The following is a 12886-nucleotide window of genomic DNA, read 5'->3' on the forward strand; positions in this document are numbered from 1 at the left end:
TCTCCTTCTAACAACATAAAATAGGATAATGATATCCGCCACCACAACAACATGACATCATACAATTTAAAAGCATAATCGAATAACAACAATTCATCATACTTGCTGGATTACCATATTGTTGACTGGTTTGACGATATTGTCTTGTATTTCCTTGTAATTGATTTAATAATAAAATATATTGCATATTCATGGGTTCCATTTGAACAGCTGTTTGAGCATATTCTTGAGCACGTATATTATTTCCTAAACCATTTTCGGCAATGGCAGATAAATAAAACCACATACTTGATTTATTACGTATTTGATTTAAAACGTTGATTGCTTCTTGATAACGCCCGCCTTGAATAAATCCTTGTGCTTCTTGATAAGCTTCTTGATCATTACCTGTATATTGATAACCACCAGTTGTTTGACCACCATAACTTTGTTGTCTAAAACCTTTTTTTCTTTCATCCATAATAGTTTTATATGCATTTTGGACTTCTTTAAATTTTTCAGTGTATTCTGCTTGATGAGGATTTCCAATATTAGCGTCAGGATGATATTTTTTAGAAAGTGTACGATAAGCTTTTTTGACTTCATCATCACTGGCGCTAGGGGAAATTCCTAGTATTTGATAAGGATTCATGATTTTTCCTCCATTCTTTTCTTTTTAATCAGTTCAAATTTTGTCCAAATACCACTATAGATAATATTTCGTAAAAGTTCAACATTTTCAATCAAAGGAAGCTTTTCAAAATAAAAACTGCTTCTAGAAATCATCATTTCTAAAATATTAAAACAATATTCTTGAAAGTGTTCCTCTTTAAATTTATTTTTAAAAGGATTATAAGTTTGTTTTTTGATATCTTCTTCTACATCTTCAAAAGCATCAATCAAATAAATAAATTTTCCTAAATAAAATCCCATTTGATAAAGATCATCTTTAAAAACATCTTCTTGATAAACACAAATACTTGCCATGATATGACCAAAATGACCAGCAACTTCATCTAAATCTAAACAATGTGATTTTTCTAGATAATGAATTTGGTCTAAATGTTCTTTAATTTTTTCTACTTTATCAGGATATTTCTTTTTAATTCTATTAAATTCTTTTTTTAAAAGTTGTTTAAAAGTTTTACTTTTTAAAGAATTTTCATCTAAAACATCGTCTTCTAATTTATAGTACGTTAAAACAATATTCATATCACTGACATAATTCATATATTGATTAGTACGTACACTCTTTTTATGAAAAGGATGTAATGGGCAACGAATTAAATATTGTTTATCTGTTGGTTCATACAGACTAGAAAGCAAAATTCCTACAAAGTTTAGATCATAATTTAAAGTCAATTGACCACGGCGACCATGATTTTGTTTTAAAGATTGACATAAACCACAATAATATTCTTGATATTTATCATAATCTTTAATTTTTAATTCTGGTTTATTAATAACGACATAGCCAAACATAATTAAGTTCTCTTTTCAAATTTTTGATGACAACTTGGACAAGTTACAATAATTTTTCCTTTTCCTTTAGGAAGTCTTACCATTTGTTTACAAGAGGGACAACGGTAGTATTTATGACTACGATCGGAAAATCTTTTCTTTTGAAGGTTAAAAAATTGTTGAACAGGCGTAATTGCTTTTAAGTATTTTTCATTTTCTTGATAACGTTTATATGTTTGTCTAGAAAACATACGATAGATAACTAAAAGCCAAATAAGATATCCAAGTAACATAATGATTCTATTATTAAAGAATATATTAAGGATAAATAAAGTGATGACAAAAAATAATGCATGATTATTTAAAGTATCTATCCCATATCTTCCTTGCATGAATTGAATTAATTTTTCTTTCATAAACATCTCTCCTTACTTTGATGAGGTGATTATATGCTTGAATTATGTATTGAACATGAACTCTAAAAAATACGATAAATTGAAAATCTTTGACATCTTCTTACAAGATAGGACATAGCTTGTAAAAATATTTTTAATAATTATTTAAAAAGGCAATCAATCGACATGATTTGTATTTTTTTCTTTTTATTGTAGAGATGGAAAGGAGAAAAAATGAAAAAATTAATATGTCTTTTAACAGTTTTTGTAAGTTTATTTTTTATGCAAGTTCCTGTTAAAGCAAGTGACATCAATTGGGATATTTCTAAATCAAAAACAGCCACACAACTAGATAAAAATTATCGAAGCCAGGTGACACTCTCGCTTCCTGCTAAAAGTGAAAAACTTGTTTCAGATGTTGTTTTTGTTTTAGATAAATCAACAAGTACACAAATTGAAAATCAAACTTTAGATATGTTGGAAAATTTACAAACACAAATTTCACAAACAAATGCTAAAGTAAAAGTCGGGATTGTTATTTTTAATAAAGAGGCAAATGTTTTTGGATGGTTTGATCTAGAAAATGATTTGGATGATATCAAAAAGGCGATTTTTAAAGAAATAACATCTGGAACGAATTGTCATGCAGGATTATTAGCAGGAAAAGAATTATTGGATCAAGATCAAGAGATAGCAGCTAAACGTAAGTATATGGTCTTTGTTAGTGATGGTATTACTTATATGTATAATCAAAAAGCAACGGTTACAGCTTGGTCATTTGAAAATGATGGCATTGTTGCAAGTTGGCCAGGACCTGATAATTGGAATTTAAAATATGGTCAAGAAGCTCTCCCTGATTGGGATAATTATTTAACAGATGTAAAAGAAAAATTAGCCATTCAAGGAGATCAGTATGATTATCTTTATGGTGAGGCTCCAACAAATATAATGTCTCTAGAAGAATCTAAAGAAGGGTTAAATTCTGTTGATAAAGCTCTTTATTATACTGTTTCTACTTACCAAGCAATGAAAGATGAAGGATATCATTGTTATTCAATGCTTGCTAATGGATATAGTAATTATCCATGGGCAACATCTTTTATGAATTATTTATCTAAAGGGCAAGAAATTTCTTTTAAAGATATTCAAAATGATATTTATTATTTATTGGATCAAGGAACTTATGTAGAAGACTTTATGGGTAAAGGAAAAGACAATTATGGAAATGATTATGATTTTGACTTTATAACGGATACAAAACAATTTTATATGATGGTTGGAAATCACAAATATGTTCCAGAATTCATCGAAGAAAATCATTATGGTTTTAATCATCAAGAAAATGGTTATGCTTATGAATTATTCTATTATCCTGATGAAAAGGAACATTTTATTTGGAAAATGAATGTACCTGTGAGTCAATTCGAACATGTTCAACTTGTTTATACTTTACAACTTATAAATCCTCAAAAAAAAGCAGGAGAATATGGGGAATACGATGAAGATGGTCATCTTTTTAAAGAAGGATTAAAGACAAATACGCAAGCTATTTTACATCCTATTGATAGTTTTTCTAAAGAATTAGAACCTGAAGAATTTTTGTCCCCAACAGTTTCATACAAAGTAATAGAAACTAATGTTGATGAACCTGAAAAGCCAAGTGAAACAATTAAAACGGAAGTTAAAAAGTCAACACCTGTAACGACAAGTCCTGTTGCTACGGGAGATGATACAAAACAAGAATTTTGGTATGTATTATTGGGATTATCAATTTCAACACTTCTTCTTTTATTAATAAAACATTTCAAGACAAGACGCGAGTAGTCGCGTTTTGTTTTTGTTTGTGGTATGATAGCGTGGGTGATGAAAATGTTAGTGTCAATGACAGATTTAACAAAATATAATGGAGAAAAGTGTATTTTAGATCATATAGAATTACATATAGAAGATAAAGATAAAGTAGGAATCTTAGGAGTTAATGGGACAGGAAAATCTACGCTTTTGAAGATTATTTCAGGTATTGAAGATTATCAAGGGAAAATGACTTATCAAAAGGATTTACGTATTAATTATTTACCACAAACACCTTTGTATAATGAAATGGATACAATTATGGAAACAGTTTATAAACAAATTGATTCAAAAGATATTCATGATTTTGAAATAAAGGCTCAATTAGGTAAGTTTGGTATTTTAGATGAAACACAAAAGATTAAAGAACTTTCAGGAGGTCAACTTAAAAGAGTAGCTTTAGCGATTGCTTTAATTAAACCTTGTGATTTACTTATTTTAGATGAACCAACAAACCATTTAGATAATGGTATGATAGAATATTTAGAGAAGTTTTTAATTAAATGGTCTAAAGGCTTACTCATGGTAACGCATGATCGTTATTTTTTAGAAAGAGTAGTAAATCGTATTGTTGAAATAGATCATGGACAAGTTTATAACTATGAAGCCAATTATTCAAAATATTTAGAACTGAAACAATTAAGATTAGAAACACAACTTTCTAGTCAAAGAAAAAGAAAACTCTTTTTAAAGAAAGAACTTGAATGGGTACGCGCTGGTGTACAAGCACGTACAACTAAAAGTAAAGACCGTCTGCAAAGATTTGAAGAATTATCAAAAGTAAAAGATATAGAAGTGAATGGAAAAATTGAAATGATTCATACGTTCTCTCGTCTTGGTAAAAAGACGATCGAACTTCATGAAATTTCTAAAAGTTTTGAACAAAAGAAACTCTTTGATGAATTTTCTTATATGTTTAAACAACATGATCGTATTGGAATGTTAGGAGATAATGGAACAGGTAAATCAACATTATTAAATATTCTTACAGGAAGTTTAAAAAGTGATACAGGGTATGTTGAAATTGGAGAAACTGTACGTTTTGGTTATTTTAAACAAGGATATGATGATTTACAAATGAATAAAAAAGTCATTGATTATATTCAAGAAATTTCTAATGATTTTAAGGTGGATGGACAAGGATTATCAGCTAAAGATATGTTAGAAAGATTTTTGTTTGATGCTAGATTACAACATACACCAATTTCTCGTTTATCTGGTGGAGAAAGAAGAAGACTTTATTTATTACGTGTATTAATGATGATGCCAAATGTTCTTGTTTTAGATGAACCAACGAATGATTTAGATATTGATACACTTAATATATTAGAAGATTATTTAGATCATTTTGAAGGAATTATTATTACAGTTAGTCATGATCGTTACTTCTTAGATCGTATTTGTGATGGTTTATTTATTTTACAAAATCAACATTTAAGATATGTTAATGGGGGTTATAGTCAAAATCTAGATACTTCTACTAAAGAAGAAAAAGAAAAAGGACAAGGGGCTTTGGCTTATAAACAAAGTAAGCAAAATAAAATCAAAATGACATATATGGAAAAGAAAGAATTTGAAGGAATTGAAGATGTCATTATGGATTTAGAAACAAAATTAAATGAAGTTGAAGAAAAGATGAATGGTGTTACTGATTTTAAAGAAATTGATGAGCTTTCTAAACAAAGAGATGAAATTCAAAATCAAATTGATGAAAAGAATGAACGTTATCTTTATTTGTTAGAATTACAAGAACAAATTGAAAATCAATAATTGACCTTTGTATATACATATAGGATAATAGAAATATGAAAAGGAAGGTTTGAGGAATGAAAAGATTATTAAGTTGTACAAGTAGTGAAATGTTGAAAATGGATGGTCAAGAATTAAAACAAGCAATTCTTGCTAGTGAAGGAAGAACTGTGATGACAGAAACAGTTGTTGCGATTGAACCTTTATTAGGAGATCTTACAAATGCTGAACTTGCTGTTTCATTTGGAAGTGACATGGTTTTATTAAATTGTTTTGATTGTAATAATCCAGAAATCAAAGGGTTACCAGAATGTGATAATCCTGTAGAAAAATTAAAAGAAATCGTTGGTCGTCCAATTGGATGTAATCTAGAACCAGTTGATTTAGAGGCTGAATTAATGGAAGAAAGACGTGTGATTTCTACAGGTAGACAAGCAAGAAAAGAAACTTATATTAAAGCTCAAGAATTAGGTTTCAACTTTATTTGTTTAACAGGAAATCCAGGAGTTGGAGTTTCAAATCATTCAATTTGCGAAGCAATCAAAGAAGCTAAAAAATATTTTAAAGGATTAATTATTGCAGGGAAAATGCATGCAGCTGGAATCGATGAACCAATCGTTGATATGAATAGTATCAAAGAGTTCATTGAAGCAGGGGCAGATGTTATTTTAATGCCAGCAGTTAATACAGTTCCAGGTTTATCTGAACAAGAAGTGACTGAAGCTTGTCGTTATATTAAAGCTCATGGGGCTTTATCATTAAGTGCGATTGGAACAAGCCAAGAAGGTGCAGATGAAGGAACAATTCGTGAAATTGCTTTATTAAATAAAAGATGTGGAATTGATATTCAACATATTGGGGATGCAGGATTCTGTGGTATTGCTTTACCTGAAAACATTATGGCATTATCAATTGCGATTCGTGGTAAAAGACATACATATCATAAGATTGCTTCATCTATTAATAGATAAAGTGTTATTTATGTTTGAAAGATGTCGTTTAAGTTGTAGATAATGAAAGAACGGTTGATTTATAATACATTAATCATAGATCAATCGTTTTTATATGGAGGTCATTATGAAAAAGGCTCTTATTATTGTATTTATAATGTGTTTATTAGGGATGATTTTTTTATCAGGAAGTATTGGGATATTTTATGAACCTGTGGAAGTTTCATTAGTAAGCATTCTTTTTGTTGTTTTAATTTTTCTTATCATCGCTTATAAGCTATATAAAAAGAAAAGAAGATAGTTGGGAGAGTGTCAAAGACATTCTCTTTTATGTTATAATGGATAAGGTGATAAACATGAAACATATCTTTATATTAAAACCAGATACTTCTAAAAGTTTAATTAATTGTATAGTAACAATGATGCAAGGAAAACGTTATGAATTACGCTATACCAAAGATTTAGATGATGCAAGAAAGATAGCCTTATCTTATCAAGATGAAAAGGAAGTTTGTCGTTTATACGCGATAGGTGGCGATGGTTTTGTTCATAAGGTGGTCAATGGCATGGTAGGGTCTTTTCATGAACTTGTTGTCATTCCGCAAGGAACAGGTAATGATTTTGCTAGAAGTATCTACAAAAATTTAGATGCGATAAAGATTTTTAAAGAGTCATTAAATAAGCAAGCCAAAGCAATTGATGTGATTCAATGTCGAGATGATCTTTATTGTATCAATGTCTTTTGTTGTGGTTTAGATGCTGATGTTGGGAATTTAGTGAATACAAATCGTAAGACAACCTTATTCCCAAGGATTATGCAGTATAGTTTAACGATTTTAGATAAGATCTTTCATTTAAAATTTTATCCAACTGATATTTATACATATAATAAAGATATTTATCAAGGTAATGTTTTGATTTGTACCTTTTGTAATGGTCATTATTTTGGTGGTGGCTATCAAGCTGGTTATTATTCATCTTTAGAAGATGGTATGATTGATATGTCGGTGGTACCAGAAATATCTAAAAAAGAATTACCATATTATTTAAAAGGACTGATCACCAATACATTACATAAAACAAAAAAATTTCAACATTTTAAAGAAGATGATGTTTGGGTCAAAACCAATCAATATGTTAATATTGATGGTGAAAAATATGAACCAGGAACATATCACTTAAAATGTTTACATAAAAAAATTCAATTAGTTTATTAAGGAGATTACTATGGAAATAGATTTAAAAACAGATTCACGTAAGGTTAAACCAGGAGATACTTTTATTGCGATTAGAAATGTTAATCGTGATGGACATGATTATATTCCTCAAGCTATTAAAAACGGGGCAACAAAAGTAATTGTTGAAGAAGGAAATTATGATGTTGAAACTGTTGTTGTTGAAGATACAAGAGCATATTTAAAAGATTATTTGTATGAACATTATTACCCTTATTTCAAAGATATGAAACTAATTGGAGTTACTGGAACAAATGGTAAAACAACGATTGGTTATATGATGTATCAAATGATGACGATGCTTGATATTCCTTGTGCATATATGGGGACTATAGGTTTTTATTATTGTGGGAACTTTATTAAAATGGTTAATACCACACCAGATGTTGATGTACTTTATGATTATTTTATTAAAGCAAAAGATGCCGGGTGTAAAGTATTAGTGATGGAAGTTTCTTCACATGCGCTTGCGAAAGATCGTATTCATGGCTTAGAATTTGATGAAGTGGCTTTTACAAACTTAACACAAGACCATTTAGATTTTCATAAAACATTAGAAAACTATGCGAATGCTAAACAACTCTTATTTAAAAAGACAAGAGGAAATAAAATTGCTGTCATAAATGGTGATGATCCACATGCTTCACATTTTGAATTAGAAGGTAATCAAAATCTTTTGATTTCTGATCAAAAAGGTGATGTTCTCATTCAAAATATTGAATTTTCTCACTTAGGGACAACCTTTACCTTTAAATATCAAGAAAAAGAATATCAAACACATATTCAAATGGTAGGAAGATACAATGTTTATAACTATCTTACAGCGATGCTTTTAATTCATGAATTAGGATATGAAATTGATGCTATTTTAGCCTTAAATACAAAATTAAAAGCCCCTAAAGGAAGAATGGAACTTATTGTTTATGGAACAAATGGTATCTTTGTAGATTATGCCCATACCCCTGATGCCACTTTAAATGTTTTAGAAAGTGCTCAAGAATTTAAAAAAGGAAAAATTATTACGATTATTGGTTGTGGTGGGGATCGTGATACGACCAAACGACCAATCATGGGGGAAATTGCCTGCAAACATAGTGACCACGTGATTATTACAGATGATAATCCGCGAACAGAAGATCCTCAAAAAATCATTAATGATATTTTAGTAGGTGTTAGTGGGAATTATGAAGTTATTAATGATCGTCATCTTGCCATTGTTAAGGGAATGAGTTTATTGAAAGAAAATGACATTTTAATGATTTTAGGAAAAGGACATGAAGATTATCAAATTATTGGAACAGAAAAGATTCATTTTTCTGACCAAGAAGAAGTAGAAAAATATATTAAGGAGCATCAAGATGACTAAAATTGCTTTTTTTGATGTCGATGGCACATTGATTAATGTACCTCATCAATTATTAAAACCAACAAAAAGAACAATAGAAGCCTTAAAAGATTTTCAAAAACAAGGAAATTATATTGTCGTAGCAAGTGCTAGAGGAGCAATGCCAGATTGTTTAAAGAAAATTCCTTTTGATGGCTTTATTGGTTGTGATGGTGGATATATTGAATTTCATCAAGAAGTTTTACTCAATAATATCTTTACTGTTAAAGAGTTAAATCTACAAAATAGTGTCTATGAAGCAACAAATGGACAATATATTATCAGTGAAAGAAATCAAAGTTATTTCAGTGATATGAATGGTGAACTTATCAAAAAACATTTAAGGCTTTATACAGGAACAGATAAGCTTCCTGATGATTATGATGATAACTGGCGCTTTCAAAATATCAAAGCCAATACGGTTACAGCACTTTTTTATAGTGCAAAAGACTTACATGAAGCCTTAGATATGTTACCAAAAGAATGGTCTATCAATACTTATGATACAGGACATATTCGTATGGATGTCCATCCTCAAGGTTACACAAAGGGGACAGCGTGTGAATATTTATATCAAAAATTAAATATTCCTAAAGAAAATACGTATGCTTTTGGTGATGGAGAAAATGATATTGAAATGTTGCATCTTGGAGGAACTTCTATTGCGATGGGTAATGCGGATGATGAAGTTAAAAAACATGCTTCTACAGTGACTTTAACAGTGGATGAAGATGGTATTGCTGATTTTTTTGAAAAGGAATTTAAAATCAAATGAGAATTAGAAAAATAAATTTTCAAGAAATAAATTTTGAGTATTGTCCTTATCCTCAATCAATGTATGATTCCATAAAAAGAATAGGACTTTCTTTTCCTATTAAAGTGAATATTATTGATGGTCAATATTATTGTAAAGATGGACATAAACGTCTTTCTATTATTCAAGATTTATTAAAAAATGAAGAAGGTTATGAAAAAAGAAGGGATGTTCCCTATATTATTTATAATGATGGAAGTTCTAGATCTAATGATTGTTGGCGTGATCGCAACATGCATTAGATCTTTTTTCATTTTTTGAAAGTGGAAAGTATGAAAATTTTAGAGGTATATAATAGCTTTGAGGAAGTGAAGTTATGTTATTTAGTAATCGAGATTTAAAAAAATTAATTATTCCGTTAGTGATTGAACAAGTTCTAGCATTAACAATTGGGATGTTTGATACCATGATGGTCTCTCAATGTGGTCAAAGTGCAGTATCAGGTGTCAGTATTGTTGATGGCTTGAATGTATTGATCATTAACATCTTTTCAGCCTTAGCAACAGGTGGAGCTGTTGTTTGTGCGCAGTATATTGGTAAAAAGGATAAAAAGATGGCAAGTCATAGTGCTAAACAACTTTTATTTACGATATTAGGTTTATCACTTGTTATTATGGGATTATGTATTTTATTGAATGGAAAGATTTTAAATTTGATTTTTGGACATATTGGTCATGATGTTATGGCTTATGCTAAAACGTATTTTTTCTTTTCTGCTTTGTCTTATCCTTTTATTGGTTTGTTTAATGGAGGAGCTGCTTTATTTAGATCGATGGGAAATAGTAAAGTAGCAATGACAAATTCATTTTATATGAATATTGGAAATATTGTTTTAAACTATATCTTTATTTTTATTTTAAATATGTCTGTTAAAGGGGCAGCTATTGCAACCTTACTTTCAAGAATGTTCTGTTCGTTTATTATTTTATATATGTTATTAAATAAGGAACATACAATTTATATTGATACATATTTTAAATATCATTTTGATTTTGCAACAGTGAAAAAGATTTTACAAATAGGGATTCCTAATGGTTTAGAAAATGGAATGTTTCAAATGGGGAAAATTCTTGTTCAAAGACTCGTTTCTACTTTTGGAACAGCAGCGATTGCTGCTCATGCGGTAGCGTTTAGTTTAACATCTATTGCAGTTGTTCCAGGAATGGCTTTAGGACTTGCTATTTTAACAGTGGTTGGACAATGTATAGGAGCTAATGATTATCAACAAGCTAAATATTATACAAAGAAACTGATGATTATTGCTTATTTATCAACAATCGTAGCAGCTGGTATTTTATTAGTGGGTGTAAGATACATATTAAAACTTTATGCCTTACCACAAGCAACAGCCAATCTTGCAGTTTCAATGGTTTCACTCCATTGTGTATTTGATTTCTTTATTTGGCCGATGGCATTTTCTTTCCCAAATACTTTACGTGCAGCCAATGATGCCACTTATACAATGATTGTTTCTACATTTTCAATGTGGACATTCCGTTTTGCTTTAAGCTATGTTTTTGCTTTGTATTTACACATGGGTGTCATTGGTGTTTGGTGGGCCATGATTGTTGACTGGATTTTTAGAGCTATTTGTTTTATGATTAGATATAAATCCAATAAATGGATGAATAGAACATTAGTATAGGGGAATATATATGGAAAAAGTAGAATATTATTTTAGAGAAATTTCAAAGATTCCAAGAGGATCTTACAATGAAAAAGCAATTTGTGATTATGTGGAAAACTTTGCTAAAGAAAGAAATATAAAATATGTAAGGGACAAAATGCATAATATCGTGCTTTTTAAAGAAGCAACAAAAGGCTATGAAGATCATGAAACAGTCATGTTAGAAGGACATATGGATATGGTCTGTGAAAAAAATAATGATAGTGATCATGATTTTTCAAAAGATTCCATTGAACTTATTGAAGAAGATGGTTTTTTACATGCCAATAAAACAACATTAGGAGCGGATGATGGTGTTGGTGTTTGTTATATGCTTGCTTTACTAGATGATGAAAGCTTAAAACATCCAGCTTTAGAATGTGTTTTTACCGTTCAAGAAGAAGTAGGACTTAATGGAGCAATGGGTCTTGATAAAAGTATTTTAAAAGCGAAAAAGATGGTTGGACTTGATAGGGGGAAAGAAAAAATTATTACTGTAAGCTGTTCTGGAGGAAGAAGAGCTGTTGTTGAAAAAGAACTTTCTTATCTAAAAAACGAATCACCTTGTTATCAACTTTATGTGGGTGGCTTACAAGGAGGACATTCAGGAGGCGTTATTCATTTAGAAAGAGGAAACGCTAATGTGATTATGACACGTGTCTATTATCATCTTTCTTTAAATAACATTGAATTTTTATTAGGAAGTTTTAAAGGTGGTTTAAAAGATAATGCGATTCCTAGAGAATGTGTCAGTATCTTTGCTTCAAATGATGATTTTAAAAAAATCAAAGAAGTTGTTTTAAAAGTAGAAAATGATTTAAAAGAAGAATTAAAAGAAAGTGATGAACATGTATTTGTTCGTTTAGAAAAAGTAGATTCTTTAAATGAAGTGATTTCAGTTAAAGAAAGCCAAGATATTATTTCAATGATGTATTTAATGCCTAATGGCTTTATGCATAAATCTTTAAAAATGGATCTTACCAATATTTCTTTAAATATGGGTGTAGTGGAAATGAATGAAAAATTCAATATTTATTTTTCAATTCGTTCTCCAATGGAATCGGCTAAAGATGAATTATCAAACAAATTGAGTTTAATTGCATCAATGTTTCAGGCAAAATATGTTTTAGATAATAACTATCCAGGATGGAATTACGATGAAGGTTCAAAACTTAGAAAACAATATGTTGATTTTGTAAAAGAAACAGAAGGAGTTACTTTAAAAGAAGAAGGAACTCACAGTGGATTAGAAACAGGTATTTTTAAAGGAGCACTTGGTAATCTCGATATTATTACTTTAGGACCTGATATGTTTGATATTCATACACCTGATGAAAGATTAAATATGAATTCATTTTATAAATGTTATCAAAGATTAATTCATTTTTTAGAGAGATTATAA

At 29.5% G+C, this 12886-nt stretch carries 13 protein-coding genes; 10 read left to right on the forward strand and 3 right to left on the reverse strand.

The annotated features are described in order from the left end of the window. Positions 1–7: 7 nt before the first annotated feature. From C7U54_RS01180 to C7U54_RS01190, 3 genes are read right to left on the reverse strand one after another with little or no spacing between them, the layout of a single operon-like run. Positions 8–631, reverse strand: a complete 624-nt coding sequence (locus C7U54_RS01180; RefSeq protein ID WP_107029002.1) for a J domain-containing protein — start codon at positions 629–631, stop codon at positions 8–10. Next, positions 628–1461: a DUF5685 family protein gene (locus C7U54_RS01185; RefSeq protein ID WP_107029003.1), complete on the reverse strand. Its 834-nt coding sequence runs from the start codon at positions 1459–1461 to the stop codon at positions 628–630. Before C7U54_RS01185 ends, C7U54_RS01180 begins: the two co-directional genes overlap by 4 nt. A 2-nt stretch (positions 1462–1463) precedes the next feature. Further along, a complete protein-coding gene (locus C7U54_RS01190) occupies positions 1464–1856 on the reverse strand; it encodes a BRcat domain-containing protein (protein WP_107029004.1) in 393 nt (130 codons plus the stop codon). 213 nt (positions 1857–2069) lie between these two features. On the opposite strand from C7U54_RS01190, the gene C7U54_RS01195 reads away from it, so the two are divergent. The 10 genes from C7U54_RS01195 to pepD all read left to right on the forward strand — a co-directional run bounded on the left by C7U54_RS01195 (position 2070) and on the right by pepD (position 12886). Next, positions 2070–3659: a vWA domain-containing protein gene (locus C7U54_RS01195; protein ID WP_107029005.1), complete on the forward strand. Its 1590-nt coding sequence runs from the start codon at positions 2070–2072 to the stop codon at positions 3657–3659. Positions 3660–3704: 45 nt separating this feature from the next. Next, a complete protein-coding gene (locus tag C7U54_RS01200; RefSeq protein ID WP_107029006.1) occupies positions 3705–5456 on the forward strand; it encodes an ABC-F family ATP-binding cassette domain-containing protein in 1752 nt (583 codons plus the stop codon). A 56-nt stretch (positions 5457–5512) separates the two neighbouring features. After that, the gene (locus C7U54_RS01205) at positions 5513–6406 is read left to right on the forward strand and encodes a DUF7916 family protein (protein WP_032090397.1); all 894 of its coding nucleotides are present in this window, start codon (positions 5513–5515) and stop codon (positions 6404–6406) included. A 106-nt stretch (positions 6407–6512) separates the two neighbouring features. Then, on the forward strand, positions 6513–6686 hold the full coding sequence (locus C7U54_RS14525; RefSeq protein ID WP_155522440.1) for a hypothetical protein: 174 nt from the start codon (positions 6513–6515) through the stop codon (positions 6684–6686). Positions 6687–6741: 55 nt separating this feature from the next. Then, positions 6742–7602: a diacylglycerol/lipid kinase family protein gene (locus C7U54_RS01210; RefSeq protein ID WP_158561876.1), complete on the forward strand. Its 861-nt coding sequence runs from the start codon at positions 6742–6744 to the stop codon at positions 7600–7602. 10 nt (positions 7603–7612) lie between these two features. Next, on the forward strand, positions 7613–8986 hold the full coding sequence (locus C7U54_RS01215) for a UDP-N-acetylmuramoyl-L-alanyl-D-glutamate--2,6-diaminopimelate ligase (protein ID WP_107029008.1): 1374 nt from the start codon (positions 7613–7615) through the stop codon (positions 8984–8986). Further along, the gene (locus C7U54_RS01220; RefSeq protein ID WP_107029009.1) at positions 8979–9779 is read left to right on the forward strand and encodes a Cof-type HAD-IIB family hydrolase; all 801 of its coding nucleotides are present in this window, start codon (positions 8979–8981) and stop codon (positions 9777–9779) included. Before C7U54_RS01215 ends, C7U54_RS01220 begins: the two co-directional genes overlap by 8 nt. Further along, positions 9776–10060: a hypothetical protein gene (locus C7U54_RS01225; protein ID WP_107029010.1), complete on the forward strand. Its 285-nt coding sequence runs from the start codon at positions 9776–9778 to the stop codon at positions 10058–10060. Before C7U54_RS01220 ends, C7U54_RS01225 begins: the two co-directional genes overlap by 4 nt. Positions 10061–10134: 74 nt before the next feature. Beyond that, positions 10135–11463 (forward strand): MATE family efflux transporter, encoded by a 1329-nt coding sequence (locus C7U54_RS01230; RefSeq protein ID WP_107029011.1) that lies wholly within the window; start codon positions 10135–10137, stop codon positions 11461–11463. A gap of 10 nt (positions 11464–11473) precedes the next feature. Beyond that, the gene (pepD, locus tag C7U54_RS01235) at positions 11474–12886 is read left to right on the forward strand and encodes a beta-Ala-His dipeptidase (RefSeq protein WP_107029012.1); all 1413 of its coding nucleotides are present in this window, start codon (positions 11474–11476) and stop codon (positions 12884–12886) included.

Origin of the sequence: Faecalibacillus intestinalis (genome assembly GCF_003024685.1) — a bacterium.
Taxonomy (GTDB): Bacteria; Bacillota_I; Bacilli_A; order Erysipelotrichales; family Coprobacillaceae; genus Faecalibacillus; species Faecalibacillus intestinalis.